Here is a 14,139-nt window from a genome sequence, read left to right as displayed (position 1 = left end):
CCTAGCTGCCCCGGATGACGTAAAGCACAAGCCAGACCATCAGGCCCAGTGTCAGGAGCAGGCCGATTGTCCGGCCAATGCGCGTGCCCCAGACTTCGATCGGGTCGGCACGGTCGGCATCGGCCGCGGTGACGTGGTCGCGCATGCCTTTCGTGCTGCGCGCCACAAACGAATTGCCGGCCGGATCCGTCTCGCGCGCGATGCGCTCGAGGATACGGCGCGATTCCCTCTCGCTGTCCTGGCGTTGCGCCATGATGATGTCCCGTTTTGCTCAGACCTTATCGCGTTCGCGCGGCCAATCACAGAGCCTTGCAACGCCACCAGGCGTGCCAGGCAAGCGGCTGCCGGTCGGGCGGTTTTCTTGCGCGCTGATTGTGGTAATGCTTCGCATGCAACTTCTACCGAGGGACCCCATCATGTTTGCCCAGCGTCTTGCTCCACCGTCGATGTTCCGCGCGCTGCCCGCCTTCCTGATGATGGCGATCGTGCTGCCGCTGCTTGCCGGCTGCGGCTACAACACCATCCCGACGGCGGAGGAAAACGCCAAGGCGGCATGGAGCGAGGTGCTGAACCAGTATCAGCGCCGCGCCGACCTCATCCCCAACCTGGTCGAGACGGTCAAGGGCTACGCCGCGCATGAAAAGGACACGCTCGACGCCGTGGTCGAGGCCCGCGCCAAGGCAACGCAGATAACGGTGACGCCTGAAACGCTGAACGACCCCGAAGCCTTCAAGAAATTCCAGGACAGCCAGGCCGGCCTGACCAGCGCATTGTCGCGGCTGTTGGCGGTGGTGGAGAACTATCCCGACCTCAAGGCCAACCAGAATTTCCTGGCGCTGCAGGCGCAGCTCGAAGGCACCGAAAACCGCATCGCGGTGGCGCGGCGCGACTACATCCAGGCGGTGCGGGACTACAATCTGACGCTGAGGACCTTCCCCTCGGTGCTGTGGGCAACGTTCTGGTTCCGCAGCAACCAGCCCTTTGCCAACTTCACCATCGACGACGACAAGCTGCAGACGCCGAAGGTCGATTTCGGCACCAAGCAGGGCGGGTGAAGAACGCCTGGTGAGGCTGGTTTTTGTCGGCCTTGTGCTCCGTCCCACCCCGCTCTGTCCTACCGGACCCGGCCCTTCGCTGTCGCTCCGGGCGTTCGTCGCTCGGAAAGCCAAGCAATTGGCTTTCCGTCCGCTACGCGGACCACGCCTCACCCCCCTCAAGGGGGGAGATTGGCAGTTTTTCCGCTTTCGCCAATTTTCTACGTTGCAGACGAGTTGCTGTCAGCGATGACAGCCAATCTCCCCCCTTGAGGGGGAGATGTCCGGCAGGACAGAGGGGGGCGCGAAGGATCGCTAACCTTGCCTTGCTGTATGCCATTCTAAGTCTCCTCTTCCTTCCCCTCACTGCCTTCGCCGCCGATCTACCCGCCCTGACGGGCCGTGTCGTCGACATTGCAGGCATCATCGATGCCGCGACCAAGGCAGCGTTGACGCAAAAACTCGCCGATTTCGAGACAAAAGGTTCCGACCAGATCGTCGTTGCCACCATCAACAGTCTCGACGGCGAGGAGATCGAACCTTACGCCAACCGGCTGTTCCGCTTCTGGAAGCTCGGCCAGGCGAAGGAAAACAATGGCGTCCTGCTGCTGGTGGCCAGGGACGACCACAAGATGCGCATCGAGGTCGGCTATGGGCTGGAAGGCACGCTGACCGACCTGCACACCAAGCTGATCATCGAAAACGATATGGTGCCGGCTTTCCGCGCCGGCGATTTCTCCGGCGGCATCAGCAAGGCCGTCGACGACATGATCATGGTGCTGGAAGGCAATCCGGAGGAACTGGTGGCGCGTGGCGAGCGCAACCAGCAGGCGCCCTTCAATTCCGACGACTTGTTCTTCGCCGTCTTCATCAGCATCTGGGCGATCATCTTCTTCGGCAGCATCGCGGTCTCCGTCCTGCCGCCGATCTTCGGCCAGAAGCTCGGTCCCGGCCGCTATCGCTGGCTCGGCATGACCTTCGAGCCACACCGACGGTCGTCCGGTGGCGGCTGGTCGTCGGGAAGTTCCGGCGGCGGCTGGTCTTCGGGTGGTGGCGGTGGTGGCTTTTCCGGCGGCGGCGGTTCGTCCGGCGGCGGCGGCTCTTCGGGAAGCTGGTGACGGCATGACGACACGCACCATCAGCCTGTCGAGACCCGGCCGCTTCGCCGCGGCAGTCCTGGTGGCTGTGGCGGCGCTGTTTTTCGGGGTCACGGCCTTCGCCGCCGAGTTGCCGGCGCTGACGGGGCGTGTCGTCGACAATGCCGGCATCATCGATGCCGCGACCAAGGCAGCGTTGACGCAAAAACTCGCCGATTTCGAGACAAAGGGCTCCGACCAGATCGTCGTCGCGACCATCAACAGCCTCGATGGCGAGGAGATCGAGCCCTACGCCAACCGGCTGTTCCGCTTCTGGAAACTTGGCCAGGCCGGCGAGAACAATGGCGCGCTTTTGCTCGTGGCCAAGAACGACCACAAAATGCGCATCGAGGTCGGCTATGGGCTGGAAGGCACGCTGACCGACCTGCACACCAAGCTGATCATCGAAAACGACATGGTGCCGGCCTTCCGTGCCGGCGATTTCTCCGGCGGCATCAGCAAGGCCGTCGACGACATGGTCATGGTGCTGGAAGGCAATCCGGAGGAGCTGGAAGCGCGCGGCGCCCGCAACCCGCCCCACGCCAGCTCCATCGACCCCATCGTCGCGGTGTTCCTGATCCTGTGGGCGACGATGTTTTTCGGCGGGATGGCGATGGCGTTCTTGCCGCCGATGTTCGGCACAAAGCTGTCGCCGGGCGTGTACAAATGGCTGGGCATGACGTTTCGTTACGGCCGCGGACCGAGCGGATCCTCGGGCAGCAGCTGGACAACGGGTTCGTCGTCGGGCAGCGGCTGGTCGTCGGGAAGTTCCGGTGGCGGGTGGTCGTCCGGCTCAAGCAGCGGCGGCGGGTTTTCCGGTGGCGGCGGTTCGTCCGGTGGTGGCGGTTCTTCAGGAAGCTGGTGAGACAAGATCATGGCAACACGACCGATCAGCCCGGAAGATCATGAGCGCGTCGCCGCTGCGATCCGCGCCGCCGAAACCAGGACCGATGGTGAGATCTACTGCGTCGTGGCGCATGCCAGCGACGGCTATTTCTTCCCGGCCGCCTTCATGGCGACAGCGGGCATTCTGATCGTCAGTCTCGCCGTCGGCTACGGGCTGGAGGCCTTGTGGCTGTCGATCAGGCTGCCGCATTTCGTCATGGCCCAGCTGCTGGCGCTGGCCTGCGTACTCGCCTTGTTGTGGGCGCTACCTGGCCTGCGCATCCATCTGGTGCCGAGGCGGCTGCGTTATCAGGCGGCGCACGCCAATGCGATCAAGCAGTTCCTCGCCCGCAACGTCCACCGCACCACGGCGCGCACCGGCGTGCTGGTCTTCGTCTCGATCGCCGAGCGCTACGCCGAGGTGGTCGCCGATTCGGGCATCGATGCCAAGGTCGGCCAGCATGTCTGGGATGGTGTCGTGCGCGACTTGACCGCGCAGGCCGGCGACGACCGGCTTGCCGACGGCTTCGTCAAGGCGATCGAATCGGTGGGCGCGGTGCTGGCCGAGCATTTCCCGGTCACATCAGGCGACACCAACGAGCTCGACGACCATCTCGTCGAGATTTGAGCCTTTCCGAGAAGGCATCGAAGCCACTTCGCTGACGCGATGATCGCCTGTGAGAAAGCGGTCGGCGGGCCGCGCTGACTCTTGCAATCGGGCAATGCGGGTTTATGGTTAACAAATCATGAATACGCTGACGATCGACATCCGGAAGGCCGAACCGAGCGACGCTGGTGCCATAGCCGAGGTGCACCTGCAGGCCTGGCGCGGCGCCTATTCCGGCATCATTCCGCACCGCACGCTGACATCGATGATCAACCGCCGTGGTGCCGACTGGTGGGCGAATGCCATCCGCCGCGCCGCCACCGTGCTGGTGGTCGAGATAGGCGGCAAGATCGCCGGCTATGCCACGATCGGCAAGAACCGCGCCCGGGAACTCAAGCAGCAAGGCGAAATCTACGAATTGTATCTGCGCCCGGAATATCAGGGCATCGGGCTCGGCAGCCGCCTGTTCGCGGCAGCCAGGGCGCGGCTGGCCGATCACGGGCTGAAGGGCATGGTGGTGTGGGCGCTTGAGGACAACCAGAACGCGCTCGCCTTCTATGCCGGCGCTGGCGGGCGCGACGTCGCCGAAGGTGTCGAGATCTTCGAGCAGAAGGCGCTGAAAAAGGTCGCCTTCGTCTGGGAGTGACGGCCCGGCCCTTTGTGCCATTACGCCTTCCGATCGTGCCCAGCACCATTCGCCGCATTGCGCCGCGCGGCAGCGCCCGCTATCGATCTCTCATCAAAAGAGGGACAAAACCATGCGCATTGAAGCCATAGCCTCCGGAAAGAATCCGCCTGAGGACGTCAACGTCATCATCGAGGTGCCGATCGGCGGCGAGCCGATCAAGTACGAGATGGACAAGGAGGCCGGCACGCTGTTCGTCGACCGCTTCCTGCACACCTCGATGCGCTACCCCGGCAATTACGGCTTCGTGCCGCACACGCTGTCGGGCGACGGCGATCCGATCGACGTGCTGGTCTGCAACACGCGCGCCCTGGTGCCGGGTTGCGTCATCAATGTCAGGCCGATCGGCGTGCTGATCATGGAAGACAATGCCGGCCAGGACGAGAAGATCATCGCCGTGCCGTCGCCCAAGCTGACGCTGCGCTACGAGAACGTCACCGAATACACCCAGCTGCCCGACATCACGCGCCAGCAGGTGCAGCACTTCTTCGAGCACTACAAGGATCTCGAGCCCGGCAAATGGGTCAAGATCGAAGGCTGGCACGATTCCAAATATGCCAAGAAGATGATCCTCGACGCGATCGCGCGGGCCAAGGCGAGCAAGTAGCCCGATAAAGCGCGTCGCGTTGAAACAGATTCAGGTGACGCGCTTTAAGTCTTTGTTTTTAAGCATGCCGTTGCCCCAAAAACCGGGGCCACTTTTGGGCGACATGCATTAGTTATCGACGCGGCCGAAAGCCGGCACGTTGCCGATGACCGTGTGTCTGTCCTTGCCGCAGGCGAATGTCCGCGCTTTCTCGTCAGCGAGTTTGCGCGCCTGATCGTTGGCGGCGGGATTGCCCGTGGCCAGCACCAGGCCGACGGTGCAGCCATCACGGGCGTCCATCTGGCCGACCTTGGCGACGAGCAGCACCTCGGTCGGCTTGTTCTGGTCGTCCGGGTTGCTGATCGAGCGGCGGTGGATCACGGCAAAGGGCACGGCCTTGTCGCCCGTGGTCTCGATGCGCCACTCGATTTTGGCTCCGGATGAATTGAAGCCGGAAAAACTCTCCCAGACCGATGTCATGTCGCTGCCGGGCGGAAAACCATAAAACAGCGATTCACGAGCGTCGTCATAGGCGATCAGCACGGGGTAGCCGCGATAGCCCGAACAGGCGAGATCGGCCCAGTCGCCGTCGCCCTCTTCGGCCTGCGCGTAGGTCACGCAGTCCTTCTTCCAATCGAGATCGGTATAGGCGCTTGATATGTCGCTGGCCTGCGCAGGCTGGCAGAAACCGGCGAAGACGAACGGGATCAGAAGAGCGCGCATGGCCGACAATCTCCGTTGCAAGCCAGCGCAGCGTAGCGCCAAACGCTATTTCTTCAAGCTCGCCTCAATCAGCAGGTCGGCATTGCGGGCGACCGTTTGCGCCGGGCCGCCGAGCCCGAACAGCTGGCCGCTGATATAGGCGCCTTCGATCAGGAGCAGCAGGCCGTCGCCCAAAGTGTCGGCGTCTTGCGCGCCCATCGCAACCGCCATGGCGCGCAGGCGGCGGCGCAGTTCGTGCTTGTTGGCTTCGCTGACCACGCGGGCCGGATGGCCGTGTTCGGGATATTCGACCGCCGCATTGGTCATGCCGCAGCCGCGATATTCAGCCATCTGCGTGCGCTTGCCGATGCGGGTCAGGAACGCCTTGATCTGTGCGCGCGGGTCGCCGGGATGAGCGGCGACCGCCTCATCGAAACGCTCCCAGTACTCCTGATCGTACTGCCTGAGATAGGAGGCCGCCAATTCGTCCTTGGAGGGAAAGCTGCGATAGAGGCTGGGCTTGGTGACGCCGGCGCGCTTGACGATCTCGTCGACGCCGATCGCCCTGATGCCGCGCCGGTAGAACAGGTCGTACGCCACGTCGAGGATTTTCTTGGCAGCCTTCGGTGGCGCCGATGCATGACCGTCGTTGATGGTCAGTTCAATATTTTTGTCCGTTGGCATCATGGAACTCGATTGACAATGTTACCGATCGGTACGTATACCTCACCTCCATCTGCAACGTACCGGTCAGTAACATGATAACTCAATCCCGCCCGTTTGGCCAGCGCTACGCTTTCGTCGTGGTCGGCGTCATCTTTTTCTGTTTGCTGATCGCGGCTGGGCTGCGGTCCGCGCCCGCCGTCATGATGCTGCCGCTGGAGAACAGTTTCGGCTGGCGCCGCGACGTCGTTTCGCTGGCCGCCGGTGTCGGCATCCTGCTCTACGGCCTGACCGGTCCATTTGCGGCGGCCTTGACGGAGCGGATCGGGCTGCGCCGCACGCTGCTTGCCTCGCTGGTGGTGATGTCGGGCTCGACCGCGCTCAGCCTGCTGATGACCAAGCCCTGGCATCTGTTCATCACCTGGGGTGTGTTCTCGGGCATCGGTTCCGGTGCCGTTGCCAGCGTGCTCGGCGCCACCATCGTCAACCGCTGGTTCAAGACCAATCGCGGCCTTGTCATGGGACTGATGTCGGCCTCCAGCGCCACCGGCATGCTGGTGTTCCTGCCGCTGATCGCCGCGCTGGCGCAGTCGGGTGGCTGGCAGCCGGTCGTCATCGCGGTTGCGATCGCCACCGCGGCTCTCGTGCCGCTGGTCTGGCTGCTGGTGCCGGAGCGGCCGGCTTCGATCGGCATGGTGCGATATGGCGCCGAGGCCGACGACGTGCCGCCGGCGCCGCCTGCTTCACAGGGCAATTTCCTCGCGCACACGTTCTCGACGCTGCGCCGTGCCGCCGGCACGCGCGTGTTCTGGTACCTGTTCGCCACCTTCTTCGTCTGCGGCTTCACCACCAACGGGCTGGTCGGCACGCATCTGATCGCCTTCTGCGGCGATATGGGCATCGGCGAGGTGCAGGCGGCCGGCCTGTTGTCGATGATGGGCATTTTCGACCTGATCGGCACGACGCTGTCAGGCTGGCTCACTGACCGCTACGACCCGCGCAAGCTGCTCGGCGTCTATTATGCCATCCGTGGCCTGTCGCTGATCTACCTGCCCTATTCCGGCTTCTCGGCGACCAGCCTGATCATCTTCGCGGTCCTCTACGGCCTCGACTGGATCGCCACCGTGCCGCCGACGCTGAGGCTCGCCAACGAGGCGTTCGGCGACCGCAGCGGCCCGATCGTGTTTGGCTGGATCGTCGCCGGCCATCAGATTGGTGCTGCCGCGGCCGCAGCCTTCGGCGGCACAATGCGCGAGCTGCAGGGCAATTACGAGTTGGCCTTCCTGATCGCCGGCATGACGGCGATCGCCGCCGCCTGTATCTCGCTGTTGATCAACACCAGCCGGCCGGTGTTCGATCCGGAACCGCAGGCGGCGTAAGAAGAGGGGCTGCCGGCCAAGCTGCCAATCTCCCCTCTCGTGGGGGAGGTCAGCAGTTCGCCTGTTGATCGTCAGAAAACCTTCATGGTTTCGAGATGTGCCTGAAACATTGACGCTTGACCTTGGCGGCAATTTTCAAGCCATCCAGGAGACAGCCATGAACAAGCTCTCGATGACCCGCCGTGCTTTCGTCACTTCCGCCAGCGCCGTTGGCCTGGTCGGCGTCTCCAGCCTGGCGCTGCCATACTATTCGCGCGCCAACCAGCGCCCGGCCTTCACCCATGGTGTCCAGTCAGGCGATGTCGACGCCACCAGCGGCATGGTGTGGACGCGCACCGACCGACCGTCGCGCGTCATGTTCGAAGTGTCTTCGACCGAAAGTTTCACCGACGCCGTCCGCCTGGCGCCGCTCGATACCTCGCCGGCCAGCGACTACACGGTCAAGCGTCTGCTCACCGACCTCGCTTCCGACCAGGACATCTTCTATCGCATGACGGCCGCCGATCTCGCCGACATCAACGCCGTCTCCGAGCCGATCATCGGCCGTTTCCGCACCGCGCCCGCTTCCAGGCGCGACGTCAAGTTCGCCTGGTCGGGCGACACCGCGGGCCAGGGCTGGGGCATCGACGAGACCGGCATGAAGACCTACGCCACGATCGGCAAGCACACGCCCGATTTCTTCCTGCATTCGGGCGACACCATCTATGCCGACGGCGCCATGAAGGACGAGGTCGACCTGCCCGGCGGCGGCAAGTGGAAGAACGTCGTGCTGATCGACGGCAAGCGCAAGGTCGCCGAGACACTGGAGGAATACCGGGACCAGTGGAAATACAACATGATGGACAAGAACGTGCTGAGCCTCAGCGCTATCTGCCCGACCTTCTACCAGTGGGACGACCACGAAGTGCTGAACAACTGGTCGGATTCGAAGGATCTCAGCGCCGACAACCGCTACACGGAGAAATCCATCCATGTTCTGGCGGCACGTGCGGCGCGCGCCTTCCATGAAATGACGACGATCCGCTACGAACCGTCCGAGCCCGGCCGCGTCTATCGCAAGATTGCCTACGGACCGCTGCTCGACGTGTTCTTCCTCGACATGCGTTCGTATCGCGGCCCCAACGGTCCGGACATGCAGGACGAGATGACGCCGCAATCGCGTATGCTCGGTGAACAGCAGACGAAATGGCTGAAGCGCGAACTGGCAAACTCGAAGGCGACCTGGAAGATCATCGCCGCCGACATGCCGCTCGGCCTTGTGGTCTGGGACGATGGCGCCAAAAAGGTCGGCGCCGAAGCGGTCAGCAACGGCGACAACGGCCCGGCCAAGGGACGCGAACTCGAGATCGCCGATCTGCTGCGCTTCATCAAGAATGCCGGCATCAGCAACACCGTCTGGCTGACCGCCGACGTGCATTACACCGCCGCGCACTACTACAATCCCGACAAGGCGCAGTTCCAGGATTTCAACCCGTTCTGGGAATTCGTCTCGGGCCCGATCCATGCCGGCACGTTCGGCCCGAACGATTTCGACATGACGTTCGGTCCGGAGCTGAAATTCATCAAGGCGCCGACCGCCGAGCAAGGCCAGAACCTGCCGCCGTCGGCCGGCCTGCAATTCTTCGGGCTGGTCGATATCAACGGCGCCAGCGAGCAGATGACGGTGCGGCTGATGGATCGCGAGGACAACGAGCTCTACAAGGTCACGCTCGACCCGGTGCGGTCGGCGTAAGCCGACTTTCGTCATCTCCGGAATGACGACCGCTGCCGGCGGTCGTCAGTCGGGGTAGCAGACCATCGGAATGTTGGGCCAGACGGCGCTGTCGCAGTTGGCAGCGTCCTGCCTTTGCTTGAAGGCGGCGCTAACCGGGCCGGTCACCATAGGGTCGACGCCGTCGGGCGCGTCGGCGAAGACCTGCTCGGCGGATGGCGCATTGGTCGGCAAGGCAGGCCGCGCCTCCTTCTGCGTCGCGGCCGACTGCGCGGCGTTAACTGCCAGCAGGGCGGCAAAGGCAATGGACGCGATGAGCGGCCAAAATCGGTTGAGTTTATCGGTCATGACGTTCGAACTGCCCGGGCCCCGAAAGGTTCCCGCCTTGGTTAACAAAATCATCTCACACGCAGATGCTTAAGATTTGATGAGTATTTGGTGTCGCGCCGCCTCTTTCGCAACTGCGAAAAACCCTGTATGAGCCGCGCAACCGAAAGAGGCAGCGCCTTTTGGCCTGCTGCCCGCAACGCTTCCGAGACCAGAACATGAAAATTCGTAATATCGCGATCATCGCGCACGTCGACCATGGAAAAACCACCCTCGTCGACCAATTGCTCCGGCAATCCGGCTCCTTCCGCGACAATCAGCGCGTCGCCGAACGCGCCATGGATTCCAACGACCTCGAAAAGGAACGCGGCATCACCATCCTGGCCAAGGCGACCTCGGTCGACTGGAAGGACACCCGCATCAACATCGTCGACACACCCGGCCACGCCGATTTCGGCGGCGAGGTCGAGCGCATCCTGTCGATGGTGGATTCGGCCATCGTGCTGGTCGACGCCGCCGAGGGGCCGATGCCGCAGACCAAGTTCGTCGTCGGCAAGGCGCTCAAGGTCGGCCTGAAGCCGATCGTCGTCATCAACAAGATCGACCGTCCGGACGCCCGCCATGTCGAGGTGGTCAACGAGGTGTTCGACCTGTTCGCAGCGCTCGACGCCACCGACGAGCAGCTCGACTTCCCGATCCTCTACGGTTCAGGCCGCGACGGCTGGGTTTCCGAAAATCCGGAAGGTCCCAAGGACCAGGGCCTGGCGCCGCTGTTCGATCTCGTCATCAAGCATGTGCCGGCGCCGACCGTTCATCCCGGCCCGTTCCGCATGATCGGTACCATCCTGGAAGCCAATCCGTTCCTTGGCCGCATCATCACCGGTCGCATCGAGAGCGGCACGCTGAAGTCCAACCAGCCGGTCAAGGTGCTGCACCATGACGGCACGCTGGTCGAGACCGGCCGTATCTCCAAGATCCTCGCTTTCCGTGGCCTCGAGCGCCAGCCGATCGACGAAGCGCAGGCGGGCGACATCGTCGCCATTGCCGGCCTGTCGAAGGGCACCGTCGCCGACACGTTCTGCGATCCGGCGGTGACCGAGCCGCTGCATGCGCAGCCGATCGATCCGCCGACCGTGACCATGTCCTTCCTGGTCAACGACAGCCCGCTGGCCGGCACCGAAGGTGACAAGGTGACGAGCCGCGTCATTCGCGACCGCCTGCTGCGCGAGGCCGAAGGCAATGTCGCGCTGAAGATCGAGGAATCGCCCGACAAGGATTCGTTCTTCGTCTCCGGCCGCGGCGAATTGCAGCTGGCCGTGCTGATCGAGACGATGCGCCGCGAAGGTTTTGAGATCGCCGTGTCGCGTCCGCGCGTCGTCATGCAGAAGGGCGAGAACGGCGAATTGCTGGAGCCGGTCGAGGAAGTCGTCATCGACGTCGACGAGGAGCATGCCGGCATCGTCGTGCAGAAGATGTCGGAGCGCAAGGCCGAGATGGTCGAGCTGCGCCCGTCCGGCGGCAACCGCCAGCGCATCGTCTTCCACGCGCCGACGCGCGGCCTGATCGGCTACCAGTCGGAACTGTTGACCGACACGCGCGGCACGGCCGTGATGAACCGGCTGTTCCACGCCTACGAGCCCTACAAGGGCGAATTGCCGGGCCGCACCAATGGCGTGCTGATCTCCAACGAGCAGGGCGAGGCGGTGGCCTATGCCATGTGGAACCTGGAAGACCGCGGCCCGATGGTCATCGACCCGGGCGTCAAGGTCTATCAGGGCATGATCATCGGCATCCACTCCCGTGACAACGACCTCGAAGTGAACGTGCTGAAGGGCAAGAAGCTCACCAACATCCGTGCCGCCGGCAAGGACGAGGCGGTCAAGCTCACCCCGCCGATCCGCATGACGCTGGAACGCGCGCTGGCCTGGATCCAGGACGACGAGCTGGTCGAGGTGACACCGAAGACCATCCGCCTGCGCAAGCTCTATCTCGACCCGAACGAGCGCAAGCGCTTCGAGAAGTCGGCCAAGGCGGTCGGCGCGGCGTAATCTCTTTTTTCGACAGCTGAGAGGGGCAGAGTACGTCAGTGCTTCGCCCCTCTCTTCATTTATCCACCAGCAGCCGAGATGATGGCCTGCCGATCAAGTTCGTTGATCAAATCGATGCGGATCGTTGTTCCCTCGCGGGCCGGCTTGCGCAAGGCCTTGGTGCCTTCCGGATCAACGACCAGCAAACGCCGCTCTTCCATCGCCTGTAGCCGTGATCGCGAAATGCCGAGTTCGCCGGCGAGCAACCGGTCAAGCCGCAGCGATGTCAGCATTTCGAGCCGGAGCTGGAGTTCCAGCCCGGTTGCGCTTTCCCTCGTATCGCCAAGCCTCTGCTTGTGGACGGCGACATCGGGAAACTCCTCGACACGCCCCACCCGGCTGCGCAGGGCAACGACATCGAAAGCATGGCGCCGGGCGAGTGCGGGATCGTTGCTTTCGAGCGCCGCCAGCCGCGCCGGCTCGATATCGAGGCGGTTGCAGCGCTCCAATATGCCGAAATTCCAGGAATTGTCGCAGTCGATGCAGCGATAGATCAGCCAGACGTCGATGCGCTTGCCGTTGGCGTTGACGCGGAACTTCCCGCTGCAGCAATAGGCCTTCACGGTGCCGCAACGGTTGCAGTTGATGAGCGGTCGAGGTGCGGTCTTGGGCGCGATCGCCCAGCGGATACGCGATAGTCCAGACATGCCGATAAGCCCTTCCCGTCGGGAAGTTCATAAGGTCGGCGCTGTCGAGATGCCCATGCGGGCGCGGCGTGGCGATTAGGCTGTGGCGATCGGAAATCAGGTGTCACGGGCGGTCGCGCGCGACAGCGGTTCAGCAGTGCCAAACCGGTCTCGAACCGCCGCCCAGAGGAACACATGAAAATGAAAACAGGCACCGCGAATGCGGCGCCATGCAGTGTGTCGGGGAGTTGACGAGACCGGCGGTTACGTAGGCAAAGTGAAGCTCAAAATTGTTTCGCGGCGGCTCTTCTAGCGGCACCCGATGGGAACGGCAAGGCCTGCAATCGTCGAGGTCGGCGCTGCCCCTCATCCGCCTGCCGGCACCTTCTCCCCGCAAACGGGGAGAAGCCCGCGCCCCAAGTCTCGGCACTCCTTCTGCACCGCTGACGGTGGCGAAACCGTCGATGACAGCGTCCTTCTCCCCGTTCACGGGGAGAAGATGGCGGCAGCCAGATGAGGGGCAGCGCCAAGGCCTCTTCAGAGGATGAATTTCGCAGCAGGCCGCAGGGTGGCAAATCGCCGCCGATCAGGTATTGTCCGCTCCCCAACGCTCGAAGGCATTGCCATGCACCTTACCTCGCTCCTGATCTTCGCCGCCGCTTTGTTCGTTGCTGCCGGCTCGCCCGGCCCGTCGATCGCGGCACTCGTCGCTCGCGTCATCTCGAAGGGTTTTCGCGACGTGTTCCCGTTCCTGCTCGCCATGTGGATCGGCGAGGCCATCTGGCTGTCGCTGGCGGTGTTCGGGCTGGCTGTCGTGGCGCAGAGTTTTCACTTCGCTTTCGTCGTCGTGAAATGGATCGGCGTCGCCTATCTCGCTTATCTTGCCTTCAAGATGTGGACCGCGCCGGTCGAGGCAAACGCAGGCGAAATGCCGCGCGAGGATTCGCCCGCAAAACTGTTCTTCGCCGGCATGGCGGTGACGCTCGGCAATCCCAAGATCATGATGTTCTACCTGGCGCTGCTGCCGACCATCATCGACCTCGCTTCGGTCAGCATCGTCGGCTGGGTCGAGCTGACGTCGACGATGGCGGTGGTGCTGGTCGCCATCGATCTCGCCTGGGTGCTCGCCGCCTCGCAGGCGCGCAAGCTGTTGAAGAGCAAGCGCGCCATGAGGATCGCCAACCGCGTCAGCGCCACGACGATGGCCGGCGCCGCCGCGGCCATCGCGGCGCGGTGATAGAGCATGTACCCGAACCGAAGGACCGCGTCAGCGAAAAGCGGGAACCGTTTTTTTGTGACGCGGACGTTCGGTAGGACGCCGCGTCACATCATTTCAATGATAGGCGCGATCTCGACGCTGAAACCTGGGTCCATCAGGATAGGACAGTCCTTGGCCTTGCCGACGGCATCGTCAATGTTTTTTGCTTCGACTATTGTATAGCCTGCAGTTGGATTGCTGCCACCGTTGTTCTCGACCTTGCCGCCGGGCAGAACCATCTTCGACATGCCGACCGGATTGCCGCCGTCGACCACGGCCGAGCCGAGCTTGCCGTACCAGTCCGTCCAGGCGTCCATTGCCGCTTTCCGCTCGGCCTCCTCGGTCGGCATCTTGCCCGAGCCGTGATAGACGTAGAGAAACTTCGCCATGTTCTCCTCCCTTGATCAGCGGCATGGAACCGGCATGCGGTCATGCCGCCCGCCGATCATCGGA

At 63.3% G+C, this 14,139-nt stretch carries 16 protein-coding genes; 10 read left to right on the top strand and 6 right to left on the bottom strand.

What is annotated here, in order from left to right:
* Position 1 precedes the first annotated feature (1 nt).
* On the bottom strand, positions 2-253 hold the full coding sequence (locus B5V02_RS34620; RefSeq protein WP_111548434.1) for a hypothetical protein: 252 nt from the start codon (positions 251-253) through the stop codon (positions 2-4).
* A gap of 163 nt (positions 254-416) precedes the next feature.
* Here B5V02_RS34620 and B5V02_RS34615 point away from each other — a divergent pair, with 163 nt between their 5' ends.
* The 6 genes from B5V02_RS34615 (at position 417) to ppa (ending at position 4,954) form a co-directional block, all read left to right on the top strand.
* Entirely contained in the window at positions 417-1,055 is a 639-nt protein-coding gene (locus B5V02_RS34615; protein ID WP_111548433.1) for a LemA family protein, read from the top strand.
* Between the two features lie 248 nt (positions 1,056-1,303).
* The gene (locus tag B5V02_RS34605) at positions 1,304-2,152 is read left to right on the top strand and encodes a TPM domain-containing protein (protein ID WP_111548431.1); all 849 of its coding nucleotides are present in this window, start codon (positions 1,304-1,306) and stop codon (positions 2,150-2,152) included.
* Between the two features lie 4 nt (positions 2,153-2,156).
* Entirely contained in the window at positions 2,157-3,035 is an 879-nt protein-coding gene (locus B5V02_RS34600; protein ID WP_111548430.1) for a TPM domain-containing protein, read from the top strand.
* A 9-nt stretch (positions 3,036-3,044) separates the two neighbouring features.
* Positions 3,045-3,683: a TPM domain-containing protein gene (locus tag B5V02_RS34595; RefSeq protein WP_111548429.1), complete on the top strand. Its 639-nt coding sequence runs from the start codon at positions 3,045-3,047 to the stop codon at positions 3,681-3,683.
* A gap of 118 nt (positions 3,684-3,801) precedes the next feature.
* The gene (locus B5V02_RS34590) at positions 3,802-4,308 is read left to right on the top strand and encodes a GNAT family N-acetyltransferase (protein ID WP_111548428.1); all 507 of its coding nucleotides are present in this window, start codon (positions 3,802-3,804) and stop codon (positions 4,306-4,308) included.
* Positions 4,309-4,420: 112 nt separating this feature from the next.
* Entirely contained in the window at positions 4,421-4,954 is a 534-nt protein-coding gene (gene ppa / locus B5V02_RS34585; RefSeq protein WP_095084142.1) for an inorganic diphosphatase, read from the top strand.
* Positions 4,955-5,062: 108 nt separating this feature from the next.
* On the opposite strand, the gene B5V02_RS34580 is transcribed toward ppa, so the two are convergent.
* Complete coding sequence (locus B5V02_RS34580) at positions 5,063-5,656, bottom strand: hypothetical protein (RefSeq protein ID WP_111548427.1); 594 nt, start codon at positions 5,654-5,656, stop codon at positions 5,063-5,065.
* 45 nt (positions 5,657-5,701) lie between these two features.
* Positions 5,702-6,319 (bottom strand): TetR/AcrR family transcriptional regulator, encoded by a 618-nt coding sequence (locus B5V02_RS34575; protein ID WP_111548566.1) that lies wholly within the window; start codon positions 6,317-6,319, stop codon positions 5,702-5,704.
* A 74-nt stretch (positions 6,320-6,393) separates the two neighbouring features.
* On the opposite strand from B5V02_RS34575, the gene B5V02_RS34570 reads away from it, so the two are divergent.
* Both B5V02_RS34570 and B5V02_RS34565 read left to right on the top strand, forming a co-directional pair.
* Positions 6,394-7,677: an MFS transporter gene (locus B5V02_RS34570; protein ID WP_111548426.1), complete on the top strand. Its 1,284-nt coding sequence runs from the start codon at positions 6,394-6,396 to the stop codon at positions 7,675-7,677.
* A gap of 157 nt (positions 7,678-7,834) precedes the next feature.
* Complete coding sequence (locus B5V02_RS34565; protein ID WP_111548565.1) at positions 7,835-9,409, top strand: alkaline phosphatase D family protein; 1,575 nt, start codon at positions 7,835-7,837, stop codon at positions 9,407-9,409.
* 45 nt (positions 9,410-9,454) lie between these two features.
* On the opposite strand, the gene B5V02_RS34560 is transcribed toward B5V02_RS34565, so the two are convergent.
* Positions 9,455-9,736, bottom strand: coding sequence for a hypothetical protein (locus B5V02_RS34560; RefSeq protein WP_245446359.1), 282 nt, complete (start codon positions 9,734-9,736; stop codon positions 9,455-9,457).
* A gap of 197 nt (positions 9,737-9,933) precedes the next feature.
* Here B5V02_RS34560 and typA point away from each other — a divergent pair, with 197 nt between their 5' ends.
* Entirely contained in the window at positions 9,934-11,763 is a 1,830-nt protein-coding gene (gene typA, locus B5V02_RS34555) for a translational GTPase TypA (RefSeq protein ID WP_111548424.1), read from the top strand.
* A 59-nt stretch (positions 11,764-11,822) separates the two neighbouring features.
* Here the strand turns inward: typA and B5V02_RS34550 are convergent, their stop codons facing one another.
* Positions 11,823-12,449, bottom strand: coding sequence for a DUF1062 domain-containing protein (locus B5V02_RS34550; RefSeq protein ID WP_111548423.1), 627 nt, complete (start codon positions 12,447-12,449; stop codon positions 11,823-11,825).
* A gap of 604 nt (positions 12,450-13,053) precedes the next feature.
* On the opposite strand from B5V02_RS34550, the gene B5V02_RS34545 reads away from it, so the two are divergent.
* The gene (locus B5V02_RS34545) at positions 13,054-13,665 is read left to right on the top strand and encodes a LysE family translocator (RefSeq protein ID WP_111548422.1); all 612 of its coding nucleotides are present in this window, start codon (positions 13,054-13,056) and stop codon (positions 13,663-13,665) included.
* Positions 13,666-13,751: 86 nt separating this feature from the next.
* On the opposite strand, the gene B5V02_RS34540 is transcribed toward B5V02_RS34545, so the two are convergent.
* Positions 13,752-14,075, bottom strand: coding sequence for a YciI family protein (locus B5V02_RS34540; RefSeq protein WP_111548421.1), 324 nt, complete (start codon positions 14,073-14,075; stop codon positions 13,752-13,754).
* Between the last annotated feature and the right edge of the window lie 64 nt (positions 14,076-14,139).

Origin of the sequence: Mesorhizobium kowhaii (genome assembly GCF_003253745.1) — a bacterium.
GTDB lineage: Bacteria > Pseudomonadota > Alphaproteobacteria > Rhizobiales > Rhizobiaceae > Mesorhizobium > Mesorhizobium kowhaii.
Note: the sequence above shows the minus strand (reverse complement) of the source record. Positions and strands in the feature narration are given on the sequence as shown.

Bases quoted from the DNA above. Each gene is read 5' to 3' on its own strand.
- B5V02_RS34570 (WP_111548426.1), top strand. From the start codon at position 6,394: ATGATAACTCAATCCCGCCCGTTTGGCCAGCGCTACGCTTTCGTCGTG.
- B5V02_RS34545 (WP_111548422.1), top strand. From the start codon at position 13,054: ATGCACCTTACCTCGCTCCTGATCTTCGCCGCCGCTTTGTTCGTTGCT.
- B5V02_RS34575 (WP_111548566.1), bottom strand. From the start codon at position 6,319: ATGCCAACGGACAAAAATATTGAACTGACCATCAACGACGGTCATGCA.
- B5V02_RS34580 (WP_111548427.1), bottom strand. From the start codon at position 5,656: ATGCGCGCTCTTCTGATCCCGTTCGTCTTCGCCGGTTTCTGCCAGCCT.
- B5V02_RS34560 (WP_245446359.1), bottom strand. From the start codon at position 9,736: ATGACCGATAAACTCAACCGATTTTGGCCGCTCATCGCGTCCATTGCC.
- typA (WP_111548424.1), top strand. From the start codon at position 9,934: ATGAAAATTCGTAATATCGCGATCATCGCGCACGTCGACCATGGAAAA.
- ppa (WP_095084142.1), top strand. From the start codon at position 4,421: ATGCGCATTGAAGCCATAGCCTCCGGAAAGAATCCGCCTGAGGACGTC.
- B5V02_RS34595 (WP_111548429.1), top strand. From the start codon at position 3,045: ATGGCAACACGACCGATCAGCCCGGAAGATCATGAGCGCGTCGCCGCT.
- B5V02_RS34615 (WP_111548433.1), top strand. From the start codon at position 417: ATGTTTGCCCAGCGTCTTGCTCCACCGTCGATGTTCCGCGCGCTGCCC.
- B5V02_RS34565 (WP_111548565.1), top strand. From the start codon at position 7,835: ATGAACAAGCTCTCGATGACCCGCCGTGCTTTCGTCACTTCCGCCAGC.
- B5V02_RS34600 (WP_111548430.1), top strand. From the start codon at position 2,157: ATGACGACACGCACCATCAGCCTGTCGAGACCCGGCCGCTTCGCCGCG.
- B5V02_RS34620 (WP_111548434.1), bottom strand. From the start codon at position 253: ATGGCGCAACGCCAGGACAGCGAGAGGGAATCGCGCCGTATCCTCGAG.
- B5V02_RS34550 (WP_111548423.1), bottom strand. From the start codon at position 12,449: ATGTCTGGACTATCGCGTATCCGCTGGGCGATCGCGCCCAAGACCGCA.
- B5V02_RS34540 (WP_111548421.1), bottom strand. From the start codon at position 14,075: ATGGCGAAGTTTCTCTACGTCTATCACGGCTCGGGCAAGATGCCGACC.
- B5V02_RS34590 (WP_111548428.1), top strand. From the start codon at position 3,802: ATGAATACGCTGACGATCGACATCCGGAAGGCCGAACCGAGCGACGCT.